The sequence below is a fragment of the Neolewinella lacunae genome (assembly GCF_014349155.1).
GTDB lineage: Bacteria > Bacteroidota > Bacteroidia > Chitinophagales > Saprospiraceae > Neolewinella > Neolewinella lacunae.
Genome location: NZ_JACSIT010000029.1, coordinates 1 through 13,215, shown reverse-complemented (window position 1 = coordinate 13,215; position 13,215 = coordinate 1). Strand labels below are relative to the sequence as shown.

General features: G+C 59.8%; 14 protein-coding genes and 1 tRNA gene. 4 read left to right on the top strand and 11 right to left on the bottom strand.

Annotated elements, in window-relative coordinates; genetic code table 11:
* Window positions 1–14: 14 nt before the first annotated feature.
* From H9S92_RS00230 to H9S92_RS00180, 11 genes are all read right to left on the bottom strand, one after another.
* Window positions 15–2,105 (bottom strand): S8 family serine peptidase, encoded by a 2,091-nt coding sequence (locus H9S92_RS00230; RefSeq protein WP_187464721.1) that lies wholly within the window; start codon window positions 2,103–2,105, stop codon window positions 15–17.
* A gap of 80 nt (window positions 2,106–2,185) precedes the next feature.
* Window positions 2,186–2,923: a tetratricopeptide repeat protein gene (locus H9S92_RS00225; protein WP_187464720.1), complete on the bottom strand. Its 738-nt coding sequence runs from the start codon at window positions 2,921–2,923 to the stop codon at window positions 2,186–2,188.
* Between the two features lie 7 nt (window positions 2,924–2,930).
* Complete coding sequence (locus H9S92_RS00220) at window positions 2,931–3,491, bottom strand: RNA polymerase sigma factor (RefSeq protein ID WP_222935915.1); 561 nt, start codon at window positions 3,489–3,491, stop codon at window positions 2,931–2,933.
* A 482-nt stretch (window positions 3,492–3,973) separates the two neighbouring features.
* Window positions 3,974–4,483 carry a 50S ribosomal protein L17 gene (gene rplQ, locus H9S92_RS00215; RefSeq protein ID WP_187464718.1) on the bottom strand — a complete coding sequence of 170 codons (510 nt, stop codon included), beginning with the start codon at window positions 4,481–4,483 and terminating at the stop codon, window positions 3,974–3,976.
* Window positions 4,484–4,649: 166 nt separating this feature from the next.
* Complete coding sequence (locus H9S92_RS00210) at window positions 4,650–5,654, bottom strand: DNA-directed RNA polymerase subunit alpha (RefSeq protein ID WP_187464717.1); 1,005 nt, start codon at window positions 5,652–5,654, stop codon at window positions 4,650–4,652.
* A gap of 210 nt (window positions 5,655–5,864) precedes the next feature.
* Entirely contained in the window at window positions 5,865–6,479 is a 615-nt protein-coding gene (gene rpsD / locus H9S92_RS00205; protein WP_187464716.1) for a 30S ribosomal protein S4, read from the bottom strand.
* Window positions 6,480–6,566: 87 nt separating this feature from the next.
* On the bottom strand, window positions 6,567–6,965 hold the full coding sequence (gene rpsK, locus H9S92_RS00200) for a 30S ribosomal protein S11 (RefSeq protein ID WP_187464715.1): 399 nt from the start codon (window positions 6,963–6,965) through the stop codon (window positions 6,567–6,569).
* Window positions 6,965–7,342 carry a 30S ribosomal protein S13 gene (gene rpsM / locus H9S92_RS00195; protein ID WP_187464714.1) on the bottom strand — a complete coding sequence of 126 codons (378 nt, stop codon included), beginning with the start codon at window positions 7,340–7,342 and terminating at the stop codon, window positions 6,965–6,967. The genes rpsK and rpsM overlap by 1 nt, the downstream gene beginning before the upstream one ends.
* A gap of 17 nt (window positions 7,343–7,359) precedes the next feature.
* Entirely contained in the window at window positions 7,360–7,476 is a 117-nt protein-coding gene (gene rpmJ / locus H9S92_RS00190; protein ID WP_068213048.1) for a 50S ribosomal protein L36, read from the bottom strand.
* 44 nt (window positions 7,477–7,520) lie between these two features.
* Window positions 7,521–7,739, bottom strand: coding sequence for a translation initiation factor IF-1 (gene infA / locus H9S92_RS00185; RefSeq protein WP_187464713.1), 219 nt, complete (start codon window positions 7,737–7,739; stop codon window positions 7,521–7,523).
* Window positions 7,740–8,114: 375 nt separating this feature from the next.
* A tRNA-Ala gene (locus H9S92_RS00180) sits at window positions 8,115–8,188 on the bottom strand.
* 264 nt (window positions 8,189–8,452) lie between these two features.
* On the opposite strand from H9S92_RS00180, the gene H9S92_RS00175 reads away from it, so the two are divergent.
* From H9S92_RS00175 to dnaX, 4 genes are all read left to right on the top strand, one after another.
* Window positions 8,453–8,926 carry a DUF1573 domain-containing protein gene (locus H9S92_RS00175; RefSeq protein WP_187464712.1) on the top strand — a complete coding sequence of 158 codons (474 nt, stop codon included), beginning with the start codon at window positions 8,453–8,455 and terminating at the stop codon, window positions 8,924–8,926.
* Window positions 8,927–9,069: 143 nt separating this feature from the next.
* On the top strand, window positions 9,070–9,672 hold the full coding sequence (locus H9S92_RS00170; RefSeq protein WP_187464711.1) for a hypothetical protein: 603 nt from the start codon (window positions 9,070–9,072) through the stop codon (window positions 9,670–9,672).
* A 235-nt stretch (window positions 9,673–9,907) separates the two neighbouring features.
* Entirely contained in the window at window positions 9,908–11,083 is a 1,176-nt protein-coding gene (locus H9S92_RS00165; protein WP_187464710.1) for a DegT/DnrJ/EryC1/StrS family aminotransferase, read from the top strand.
* A gap of 41 nt (window positions 11,084–11,124) precedes the next feature.
* On the top strand, window positions 11,125–12,879 hold the full coding sequence (dnaX, locus tag H9S92_RS00160; RefSeq protein WP_187464709.1) for a DNA polymerase III subunit gamma/tau: 1,755 nt from the start codon (window positions 11,125–11,127) through the stop codon (window positions 12,877–12,879).
* Window positions 12,880–13,215: the final 336 nt, after the last annotated feature.

Below are 13,215 nucleotides of genomic sequence, written 5' to 3'. Positions count from 1 at the left end.
AAATGGCCCCATCCCTACCGATTTACCAAACGTTGGGTCCAGGTACGCCCGCCGGCGCGCACCGTAAGCAGGTAATTGCCCCGTTGTGGCGTCGAAATGGCAAAAACAACTTCGCTGCCCCGCGTGAAACTGTCAGGCCGCTGGCTGTCCAGCAGGGTTTGCTCCGGACCGTAAAGCCCCACCAGCGCGCCGGGCAGGTCTACGAGCGCCCGCACTGTTACTTTGGAAAAATCTGCGTTGGCGAAGGCCGTGAAGATCCCCCCAACTTGGTCAATCTCTTCATCTACTACCCCCGGGCAAAGCCCTTCGAGGTTGAGGTAGTTGCCCTGTTGGACGCCCACCAGGTTTCTTTCCTTATTCGCGTCTTTCATCAGGAAGGCCAGGGCCCCGCCCAACCGGCCGTCCTGGCTGCAGGCGTAGAGTGCCGCCGCCGCGCTGACGGCCGGAGTGGCCATGGAGGTCCCCGATTTCAGGCCCCGGCCGCCACCGGGTACGCTGCTTTCGATGTCCACCCCGTCGGCGGCCAGATCGACAAAAGCACTGCCGTAGTTGCTGAAAGCCGCCAGGACGATGCCATCCGTAACGGAGTTTTCGGCGGCTCCCACGCAGAGAACATTTGGCAGTTCGTAGGTGGCGGGGTACTGCCGGTCGGCCACCAGGTTGAGGGAGTCATTGCCCGCTGCGGCAATGAGGACGGCACCGTAGTTGCCCGCCGTATCAATGGCACTGCGCAGGATGGTGCTGCCGCCCCCGTAAAACCCCCAGCTGGCGTTGATGATCGTGGCTCCGTCGTTTACCGCCGCCTGCAAAACCGCGCAGGCCGACGCAAAAAGGGTACCGACGCCGTGGCTGTCGTGGGTTTTGTAGGGCAGGATCTGGGCCTGGCAGTCGTCGCAGTCCCGCAGCAGATCCGCTACGATGCCACTGACGTGCGTTCCGTGGCCATTGTTATCTTCGGGGTTGTTGTTGTCATCGACGAAGTTCCAGCCCAGGGGGTTATCGGGGTAGCAGTCCTGGTCATTATCGGAGTTGTCCCCTACCCCGTCGGTGTCGCGGTAGAGCATGCCGTTAAAGTCAGGGTGGTCCAGATCAATGCCCGTGTCGAGGATGGCCACTTTTAGCCCGCCGCCGCCCAGTGGGAAGCTGGCTACTTGCTCGGCGGTGAGGGGAAGGTTGGGGCCCGGGTTGAGGGCCTGCAGATCATTGTAACTGTAGTAGTTGAGGTCGAGGCCATCGACCTTATTCATCCCCATGCCGGGCAGGGTGTTCTGGAGGATTTCGGAGGGGTTGCCGAGGGGTTCACCCGTTGTCGCGTCGAAGAAAAGTCCGCCGGGCATTTCCCACACTTCCAGGCGATCGCAGACGCAGGAGCGAAGGAGCCTGGCCCCGAAGGCATCGCGGAAGTCAGCGCGTTCTGCCTCCGTCACACCGGGTAAGAAGTCTGCGACCAGTTGCCGGGGGACGGCGGGAGCCCCCCTTTCATCCACAATATAAGGTATGCCAAAACTGCTCAGGGCCTCACCGAAGTAGCGGGGGAAGGTGGGCCGGGCGGGCCGGGTGGTGCTGACGTTAACGTCGTCCAGCAGCCAGAACCGGGTTGCCCCCTCGACGTCGAATTCGATCTGAAAGGCGTTGATGCCGATGGCCAATAGGTCACTTAAATCCAGCAGGATGAAATTGCCCGCCGAGCTTTCGTCGTCCGCTTCCAGACCGGTGGTGAGGGGGAAGGTTCTCACCTCCACGCCGCCAGCCAGGATGCGGACCCGCCCGCCCCCTCCGTTGGAGCGGTAGTACTGGTAAAAGCTCAGGTAAACCTCCGTTACTGCCGCCGGAACGTCAATGATGGTCGAGAGCAATTGCCCGTCTTGCTCAGGGCCGGCAAACAGGGCCGCTCCGCCGCGCGATGCAGACTGGATGCGGCTGCGGTTTCGCCAGTCGGCGTCGGGACTGCCCTCCGCCGCGCCGTTGGCATCCCAGGACCAGGCTCCGATGGCCGTCCAGGCCGCCAGGTCTGCGTCGAAGGGGTCGGAGAACAACTGGGCTGCGAGGTGGCCGCCGCCCAGGAAACTCACCAGGAAAAGGGTCTTGAGAACAATACTTTGCATGGGATCAATTTAGGATAAGGATGACGCAATTCGCTTGAAAACTGTGGCCACGTAGGAACTTAAGTCCGGCTTTACTGGGGTTACAGGGCTGCCCGCAGGCGTTCCACCTGGGCTTTGAGGTAGCTTTCACTGGTGGGGATGCGCCGGAGGAAAGCTTCTGCGGCGGCGCTTTCTCCCCGCTTTACGGCGGCCAGGGCCAGGTACCAGTTGCCGTAGGCGGCCAGCGAAGACTTTCCTGCGGCGATGGCCGTGAAGATGTCCACCGCCTCCTGGTCGCGGTTGCGCTCCAGCAGGGACACGCCGAGGGCCAGGCGGGCCCGTTCATCGGCGGGGTGCTCCTCCAGGTAGCTTTCCAGCAGGGGGATGGCCTGCTCAAATTCACCGGCGTTGTAGGCCGCTTCCGCCCGGCTGGGCAGTTGATCGGCGGCTCCCCGCTCCACCAGGGCCAGGGGTTCGTGGCGCGCAAAATCTGCGTAATTGGCCGCACCCGCAGGCCACCAGGCGATGCCGCCGAGGGTAAGCACGAGCACCACTACCGCCACCGCCGCCAGGGCCAGCCATTGCCTGCGGGGCCGGGGGAGCCGGGCGGTCTTTGCCTCGGAGGGGAAATACTTCGCGCCGAGGTCAGCCAGGGTAAAGCGCAGCGCGTCTGCCCCGGCTTCGGCGCGCAGGTGGCTGGCCAACGCCCGCCGTTCGGCCAAGGCCCGGGCAAAGTCGGCATCGCGCTCCGCCAGCGCTTCCACGGCCGCCCGTTCGGTGGCATCCAGTTCCCCTTGCAGGTAGGCCTCGATGCGGAGGTAGTTTTCTTCGTTGGTCATTGCCAGTTTACTTCGCTTCTAGTAGTTCCCGCCAGCGGGTCAGGCAGGCATTCTTGCGGCGGTAGACGGTGTTGGCGTTCGACATTCCCAGCCGCTCTGCCGCCTCCGCCGGAGAGATCCCCCGGGCCAGCAGCCGCAGCAACTGCTGGCACGTCTCCGAGAGTTGTGCCAGCGTAGCATCCAGACGCTGCTTTTCGAGCTGATCCTCTTCCCACCGCTCGTAGGCCGAGACCGTGGCGGATTCGGGGATATATCGTTCGGCCTCAATTTTTCTTACCTCCGCCTCCCGCTTTTTCCGGCGCAACTGGCTGATCCACTGGTTGCGGCAAATGGTGAAGATGAGCGCACCGATGGGGCACTGCAGGCAAAAATCCGGCTGGTGGGCGCTGCGGTGCAGGCTGATGAGGGCCTCCTGGAAGAGGTCCCGCGCATCGGCCATCGTCCCGCCGTTGGCCAGTACCCATTGCTGCACCCCGGGACTGGCCAGGCGATAGAGGGCCTCCAGCGTCTGCGAATCGTTCTCCCGCAGTGCAGTCAGGTAGCGATGGTCCGGATGTGGCAATGGCATAGTGTTATGGCAGTCCTGCCCCAAAAAAAATCAAACCGGGCAGTTTTTCCGCAGTCCCGAAGGTAAGACTTTGTCGCTTGCCGCGATCTAAGCCCGTGTTCCTGTTCAATCTCTGTGTTGTATAATCCCATGAACGTTCCCCTGTTAACCTGCTGCCAGCTCCCACCCCTCGGGAAGCTGGCTTTTTTTTGGGGGAATGAGTGAATGAGCGAATGCGTGAATAGGGGGGAAAGGAGCAATGGTGGGTAGTACTCCAAATCTGTGCGGTAGCGTATCCCGTGCGGTAGCCTATCCCGTGCGGCAGCCTATCTCGTGCGGCAGCCTATCTCGTGCGGCAGCTCATTCACGCATTCACTCATTCACTCATTAGCCCCTCCAAACGAAACAAGCCTTGCCGATCGTAGTGACCTGGCAAGGCTTGCTTTCTAATCCCTTTCATTGCACCTGCGGCAGCGCCCAGATGAACTTAGAATGGTGAGGATTTACTCCTCCTCGGCGGCGGCGGGAGCGGCGGCAGCAACTACTGCGGGAGCTGCGGCAACGGGGGGCGCAGCGGAGGAACCACCTTTGCCTTTGCCACCGCGGCGGCTGCGCTTGGACTTGCCGGCGGCTTTGCCTTCCTTGTTGTAGACGTCGTTGAAGTCTACCAGTTCGATCATGGCCATTTCGGCGCCGTCACCCTGGCGGAAGCCGGTTTTGATGACGCGCAGGTAACCACCGGGGCGGTTGGCGACTTTGGGTGCAACCACGTCGAAAAGCTCGATGATGGCTTCCTTGTTCTGAAGGTAGCTGAACACCATGCGGCGGTTGTGGGTGTCGTTGGTTTTCGCCTTGGTGATCAGGGGCTCGGCGTACACGCGCAGGGCCTTGGCCTTGGCCAGGGTCGTGTTGATGCGCTTGTGCGTGATGAGGGCGATGGCAAGGTTGCTGAGCAACGCTTTCCGGTGGGCGCTGGTGCGGCCCAGGTGGTTAACTTTTTTTCCGTGACGCATGGTCTGGGGGAAGATTTGTTGGCAACACACTGCCGCTGTTTAGCGGAGGACGGACCCCTCCAGGTGCAGCGACGGTAATTGCCGGTTTGTAGTAGTAAAAATGTCCGGGCAACGGACAGTCCGTGTTTTCTTAGCGGGCCGGCGGGGTGTGCCGGGCCGGGGAGATTTACTCTTCGTCGAGTTTGTACTTGCCGAGGTCCATCCCGAAGGTCAGGCCCTTTTCTACCAGCAGTTCTTCGATTTCGACGAGGGATTTCTTGCCGAAGTTGCGGAACTTGAGCAGTTCGTGCGTGTCGTAGCGGACGAGCTCGCCGAGGCTGTTGATCTTGGCGGCCTTGAGGCAGTTGTAGGCGCGGACGGAAAGGTCGAGGTCTTCCAGGCTCGTTTTGAGGAGCTTGCGCATGTGGAGGATGTGCTCATCGACGATGGTTTCCTCGCGCGTTCCGCTGCTTTCGAAGACGATGGCCTCGTTGGTGATCAGGACGAGGTGCTGGATGATGATGTTGGCGGCTTCGCGAACGGCGTCTTCGGGGTGAATGGTGCCGTCGGTTTTGACGTCAAGGATCAGGTTCTCGTAGTCGGTGCGCTGGCCTACGCGGGTGCTTTCTACGCGGTAGGCTACGTTTTTGATCGGGGTGTAGATGGCGTCTACGGGGATCACGCCGATGGGGGCGTTCTTGGGCAGGTTATCGTCGGCGGGGACGTAACCGTAGCCTTTGGTGATGGTCAGTTCCACTTCGAGGTTCACGAAGGGTTCCATGGTGCAGAGCAGCAGTTCGGGGTTCATGACCTTGAAGACGTTGGTGTGGTCTCCGATGTCTTTGGCGGTGAACTGGTCTTTGCCGCTGATGGTCAGGTAGATTTTTTCTTCCTCGACGTTCTCATCCATCTTGATGAGGCGCTTGAGGCGGACCTGCTTGAGGTTGAGGATGATTTCCACCACGTCCTCGGTAACGCCGCGGATGGTAGAAAACTCGTGGTCGACACCGGCGATCCGGACGGCGGAGATTGCGAAGCCCTCGAGGCTGCTGAGGAGCACCCGGCGCAGGGAGTTACCGATGGTTTGGCCGAAGCCGGGTTCCAGGGGTTTGAATTCAAAGGTGCCTTGAAAATCATTCGACTTTTGCATCGTGATTTTGTCCGGCTTTTGGAAGTTCAGAATACTGCTCATATTTTGATATATCGCTTTGAGTGGGGTCTTTTCGGCCGATAGGGCTAAGCGAAAAAGTACACCTGGACTTTAAATTAATTTGTCCCCAGCGGGTCTTTAGACCTGGCTGGGGACTGGATGGTGGCCCGAAGGGGGCGGGGGGGAGGGCACACCACCCGAGGGGTTCTTTCCGCGCGCCGGCGAACCAGCGTGCGGAAAGACTCGGCAACCTTACTTAGAGTAAAGTTCAACGATCAACTGGGCGTTGATCTTTTCGGGGATGGTGCCTTCTTCGGGGTAAGCGAGGAAGGTGCCTTCCATTTTATCGGAGCTGAAAGAGAGCCAGCCGTAGTTGCGGACGTTGCTCTTGCTGCTGGCGGCATCGCGGATGACTTCGAGGCCCTGGGACTTACCGCGTACGGCGATGACGTCGCCGGGGCGCAACTGCGTAGAGGGTACGTTGTTGACGCGGCCGTTGAGCAGGATGTGACGGTGGGATACGAGCTGGCGGGCGGCGCGGCGGGTGCTGGCCAGGCCCATGCGGAAGACTACGTTATCCAGGCGGGCTTCGAGCAACTGCAGGAGCACTTCACCGGTGATGCCCCGGTTGGCGGCGGCTTTCTCGAAAAGGTTACGGAACTGCCGCTCAAGCACCCCGTAGGTGTACTTGGCCTTCTGCTTCTCCGTCAGTTGGAGTTTGTAGTCAGAGGGCTGCCGACGCTTGCCACGGGTGTTGCCGTGCATGCCGGGCCGGTATTTCTTCTTTTCGAATGCGCGGCTGAAACCGAAGATCGGTTCGCCAAGTGCGCGGGCTTTTTTCGCCTTAGGACCAGTATATCTAGCCATAGTGACCTGAAGTCTTTATTCCCCATCGATCGCGCTGGCAAAAGAGCGGGGGATGTTTTGTTGAATGGAGGGAGAGAATGGGGAAGATTACACGCGACGGCGCTTGGGGGGGCGGCAGCCGTTGTGGGGCATTGGCGTCACGTCTTTGATCTTGGATACCCGGATACCGGAACCGTCGATGGCGCGGATGGCGGCTTCGCGGCCACTTCCGGGGCCTTTGACGTAAACTTCTACCGCACGAAGGCCAAGTTCGTAGGCTTCCCGGGCAGCGTTGCCAGAAGCTACCTGCGCGGCGTAGGGCGTGCTCTTCTTGGAACCGCGGAATTTCTCCTTACCGGCGGTACCCCAGCTGATCACGTCACCCTTCTTGTTGGTGATGGTGATGATGATGTTGTTAAAGGAGGCCTGGATGTAGGCGAGTCCTTCGCTTTCAACTTTTACTTTGCGCTTCTTGACTACGCGGCCGGCTGCTTGTCTCTTAGCCATTACTTAGTGACTTTTTTCTTGTTTGCTACTGTCTTACGCTTGCCCTTCCGCGTCCGTGCGTTGGTCTGGGTGCGTTGGCCACGCAGGGGCAGCCCTTTACGGTGACGGAGGCCGCGGTAGCAGCCGATATCCATCAAGCGCTTGATGTTCATTTGAATTTCCGTCCGGAGATCACCCTCTACCTTGTACTCGTTGGTAATGAGGTTAGAGATGATCCGGATGTTCTCGTCCGTCCAGTCCGCAACTTTCGTATCGTGCGCTACTTCTGCGCGGTCGAGAATCTCGCCCGCCAGGGTAGGGCCCACGCCAAAGACATAGGTCAAACTAATGATGCCGCGCTTGTTCCGCGGGAGGTCAACACCTGCAATTCGTGCCATAATTCTGTAGCTTAGACTTATCCCTGACGTTGCTTGAACTTGGGGTTCTTCTTATTAATGATGTAGACTTTGCCTTTGCGGCGGACGATTTTGCAATCGACCGAGCGCTTCTTGACGGAGGGCCGTACTTTCATAGTTGGTCAAATTTATACTCAATCAGCGGCAGCCGGGAAGGAGACTATTTGTAGCGGTAAGTGATGCGCCCGCGGGTCAGATCGTAGGGGCTCATCTCCACTGCTACCTTATCGCCGGGCAAGATTTTGATGTAGTGCATCCGCATCTTACCGGAGATAGTCGCCTTGATTTCGTGGTCGTTTTCCAGCCGCACGCGAAACATCGCGTTTGACAGGGCTTCTTCGATCACGCCATCCTGCTTAATCAGGTTTTTTTTGGACATGTTTTAAATTTCGGAGGGCAAAGGTAAGCTTTTATCCCAACCCGCCCAAGTGTTTTGTGAAAATGTTTTCAGGCAGTAAACACCCCGGAGCAAGAAGTAGTTGATTCAGAGCTACTTGCGCCGCGTAAGTACCCCGGAAACGAGCTCCTGCCACCCTGCCCGTCCGGCGGGGTGTGGGGGCTCCGAGACCGGTAACACGGTTTACCGTCCACTGCCGCTTTCTCCGCAGCGCTGGCTGCCATCCACTGGGGTGACAGGCAGTTGGCGCAGGGACAAAGCCCGCTTGAGCGACCTGCGGCAGCCACCAGAAGTGGCTTGGGCAGGGCCGAAAAAAGACGAAACCCCCAGTAATCACCGGAGGTTCCGTAGGTGGGGTGGAGAATACCGGAGTCGAACCGGTGACCTCTTGCATGCCATGCAAGCGCTCTAGCCAGCTGAGCTAATCCCCCAGTTAGAGCCGCCTAGTTGCCTAAGCGGACGCAAAGATAGATCGGCCCATCAACATGCACAAGCCCTCCGTAGAAAAGTTTCTCAATTTTTCTTTGCCCCAACTTTTTGCAAAGGTTTAACACGCTTTTTGTGGCTTTCACACAACCCCCGCCGTCTGATCGGACGTTAAAGGCGGTGCGGCCTGTCCATGACGGCCATTAACAGTCCATTAACCGGATCCCCCGGTTTTGTCCTTATATTTGTCCTTGTAAAATTAAACTACCATGAAACGTTTCTTCCTTCTCTTCCTGCTTGCCAGCTGTTTCACCCTGGCGCTTCAGGCCCAGGTGGCCACCAAACCCGCACCCGTCGCCACGGAAACTTCCGGCGCGAAGATGGAGTTTGAAAGCCTGGAAGTAGACTACGGTACCATCGAGCAAGACTCCGATCCCTACCGCGTCTTCAAGTTTACCAACACCGGTACGGAGCCCGCCCTGATCACCAACGCCCGCGGTTCCTGCGGTTGCACGGTCCCCAGCTACAGCAAAGCCCCCATCGCCCCCGGTGAAAGCAGCGAAATCAAGGTTCGTTACGACACCCACCGCGTCGGCCAGTTCCAGAAGCGGGTTACGCTGACGACCAACGCCAGCGCCGAGCCCATCATCCTGACCATTAAAGGAGTAGTAGAAGCCAAGCCCGCCCAGCCCGACGCCGTTCCGGCTGGCCAGCAAGGCCTCTTCAACGGCGGCGGCAAGTAATTTCTTCTCCCCCGTCCCGCTTGCCAAAAGCCCCGTTCCCCCGCCGGAACGGGGCTTTTGGCGTTTTATGGATTCCCTGCACACCGTTGCCCTCCGCTGTTCCGGCCGCGCACCTTACCTTGGGCTCCGCCAAACCACTTATTATGGTCCACCCCTACCGCGAACGCAACCTGGCCGAGTTGGCCCACAAGCTGGGCTGCTCCTTCTACCCTACCGACGAAATGGGCCTGCTGACCCAGCTCCAGGATTTCAAGCTTTTCAGCGAAGGCTACAAGAAGAAAGTGGAACGCGTGCTGCGCATGCAAGACGGCATGATGGAGTTCGACATGGCCGTTTTTGACTACAGTTTCAAGAAGTGGGGGGCCTCCGATAATTCCGGCATCACCTACCAGACGGTCTTTTTCCTGCACAGCCGCCACCTCGGCCTCCCCGAATTCTGGATGCAGCCCGAGACGCTGGGCCACAAAATCGGCGAGCTGCTGGGCTTCAAAGACATCGATTTCGTGCGCTTCCCCAAGTTCTCCGGCCAGTACCGTCTGACGGGCGAAGACGAGGAGTACATCCGCCACCACTTCCCCGACCCCCTCCTCCATTACTTCACCACCAACAAGGGCTGGTCGATGGAAGGCCTCGGCTTTTACCTCCTCTTTTACCGGAAAGGCACCCTCATCCCCAGCGCCGAAATCGAAAATTTCTACCGCCGGGGCCGCGAGCTGTACGACCTGATGGTGAAAAATCCGCTTTGAGGGGTCTTACTGCGGCCGGTGTTTTTTTGGGCGCGGCCGCAGGTGAAAGGCCAGCGTTGAGGAGCGGAGTTAGGACGGCACACGGGGGGAAGTTCATAGTTCAGTAGTTCATAGTTCAGTAGGCACACTTAATTGAACTATCCCTGAACTATCCCCTATTGCCGTGGCCTCCCTTGCTCCGTTACTCCCTTCCACGGATTGCCCTTACCTTTGCGCCCCAAAACGCTCCCTACCGATGGCAACCCCTACCAATTCCCAAGGCCACGCCCAGCTTCCGCCCCCAACCAACATCCAGATGGTGGACCTTAAGACCCAGTACCTGGCGATGCAGGACGAGGTAGACCAGGCCGTACTGGACGTCATTCGTAGTGGAGCCTTTATTAATGGCCCGGCGGTGCGCAGCTTCCAGGCCAGCCTGGAGGCCTACCTAGGGGCGGGCCACGTCATTCCCTGCGCCAACGGCACCGACGCTTTGCAGATCGCCCTGATGGCCCTGGGTTTGGAGCCGGGCGACGAAGTGATCGTCCCCGCCTTCACCTACGTGGCTTCGGCGGAAGTCATTGCCCTGCTGCAGTTGAGTCCGGTTATGGTCGACGTAGACCCGCGCACCTTCAACGTACGGGCCGAAGACATTGCCCCGGCCATCACGGCCAAGACCAAAGCCATCATCCCCGTCCACCTCTACGGGCAGAGCTGCGACATGGCCCCGATTATGGAGCTGGCGCGGGCCCACAACCTTTACGTGGTGGAAGACAACGCCCAGGCCATCGGTGCCCGCTACACCCTGCCCGACGGTGAAGTGCGCGCTACGGGCACCATCGGCCACATTGGCTGCACCAGCTTTTACCCCAGCAAAAACCTGGGCGCCTACGGAGACGGCGGAGCCATCAACACCGACGACGAGGCGCTGGCCAAAACCCTGACGATGGTGGCCAACCACGGGCAGTCCCGGCGCTACTACCACGACGTGGTGGGTTGCAACAGCCGCCTTGACTCCATCCAGGCCGCCATCCTGAACTGCAAACTGCCCCGCCTGGATGCTTACTGCGCCCGCCGGCAGCAGGCGGCGGCGTACTACGACGCGCACCTGCAAGACCTGCCCGGCCTGCTCACCCCCGCCCGCCAGGCCAACAGCACCCACGTCTTTCACCAGTACACGCTGCGCATTGACGGAGACCGCCGCGACGCGCTCCAGCAACACCTCCAGGCCGCCGGGGTACCGACCATGATCTACTACCCTGTGGCCCTCTACGACCAGGAAGCCTTCCGGGGAACGGCCGCCAACGCCGTCACTTTCCTGCCCAATACGGACCTGCTCACCCGCGAAGTGATCTCCCTGCCCATGCACAGTGAGATGGACGAGGATACCCTGGCCTACATCGTCGGTGCTATCCGCAGCTTTTTTGCCTAGGCCGCAACACCAGCAGCGGGAACTTTCGTACCTTCGCCACTATGTCCAACTTCGTCGTTTCCGCCCGTAAGTACCGTCCCGTCCGCTTCGACGAGGTTGTCGGGCAGCAGCACGTGTCGCAGACGCTGAAAAACGCCCTGCTTACTGACCACCTGGCCCACGCCTTCCTCTTCTGCGGGCCCCGGGGCGTTGGGAAAACGACTTCGGCGCGCATCCTGGCCAAAGTACTTAACTGCCTGAACCGCACGGCCGACTTCGAGCCCTGCAACCAGTGCGACAGCTGCGTTTCCTTCGACGACAACGCCAACGTGTACATCCGGGAGCTCGACGCGGCCAGCAACAACTCGGTGGACCACATCCGCTCGCTCAACGAGCAGGCGCGGATTCCCCTGGACAAGGGCAAATCGCGGGTGTTCATCGTCGACGAAGTTCACATGCTCTCCCAGGCGGCCTTCAACGCCTTCCTGAAAACGCTGGAGGAGCCGCCGCCGAACACGATCTTCATCCTGGCCACCACCGAGAAGCACAAGATCATCCCCACGATCCTTTCCCGCTGCCAGGTTTTCGACTTTAAGCGCATTCAGCCAGCCGACATCGTTTTGCACCTCCAGGACATCTGCCAGCAGGAGCAGATTGCGGCCGAGGAAGACGCCCTCCACATCATCGCCCAGAAGGCCGACGGTGCGCTGCGGGACGCGCTGTCCATTTTCGACCGCATCGTCTCCTTCACCGGCAACTCCATTACCTACGATGCCGTCATCGAGAACCTCAACGTGCTCGACTACGACTACTTCTTCCGGGCGGTGGACTTTGTGTTGACCGAAGACCGCGCCGGCATGTTGCTGCTCTTCGACGAGATTTTGCAGAAGGGTTTCGACGAAGACCTCTTCCTGAACGGCCTGGCGGCCCACGTGCGCGACTTGCTGGTGTGTAAAGACACGGCCACCCTGCAGTTGCTGGAGGTGGGCGAACGGCTCCGCGAGCGCTACCACCAGCAGGCCGCGATTAGTCCGCCGGACCTCCTCCTGACCATTCTGGACGTGGCCAACGACTGCGACCTGGGTTTCCGCATGGCGCGGAACAAGCGCCTGCACGTGGAAATGAGTCTGCTGCGCATGGTATCCATCAAGCGGGCCTTCCGCAACGATGCCCCGACTTCCCCTGCTCTTGCGTCCCCTTCCCCGGCACCTGCGTTGAGCGCCCAAAATCCGGAAAAAAAAAACCCTGACGCCACCCACACCGTAGCGGGAACGGGTGCTGCGGGCGGACAGCTGGCCACCGGCGGCGACGACGACCACGAGCTGGAAGCGCCGCAGGTGAAGAAAACTACGCCCCCCGCACCGACGGTTTTTCAGTCGATCAACCTGCAGGACATGCTGGCCGAGATCGCCCAGGAAAGTGCGAGCAACGCCGTGGTCACCCAACTGCCCGAGCTGAGCGCCGCCAGCCTGCAACGGGCCTGGGAAAATTTCCTGCAAAAAAACGAGGGCTCCACCCTGGCACTGCACCTGCAAATGGCCGAAGCACAACTCGAAGGCGAGGAGGTGGTGGTCAACATCGGCTCCCAGCGCGTGATGGCCTCTTTGCGCGAAGACAGCACGCTGATTCAGTACCTGCGCGAAACCTTCGGCCGGCCCACCCTGGTGATGCGCCTGGAAGTGGACGAAACCCTCCGCCCCGCCCAGGCCCCCGTCAAAAGGCGGCTGACGGCCAAGGATAAGTACCTGCGGATGCGGGAAAAGAACCCGGCGATTGATGATTTGCGCAAGCGGTTTGATCTTAGGCCGGAGGAATGAGCGAATGAGTGGATGAGTGAATGAGCGAATGATTGAATGAGCTGCCGCGAGGGACAGGTGAGACAGGGAGTAAAGGAATAAAGGGGGAAAGGAGTAAAGGGGGAAAGGAATAAAGGGGGAAAGGAATAAAGGGGAAAGGGGCGCGGTCGCAGGTGCAATGAAACGGACGAGGAGAGAGAATGTCGGATGCGGACCGGTTCCGGACGTCTCGTCCGGCTAAACTCCATTCGGAGGTTCGGATGGGATAGTTCAATTAAGTGTGTCTGGGTTAGTTATTACTCTATCGCAAGGCGTAGCCTTGCGACGAGCGCGCGATCCGCGCCGCACAGTCGGAGG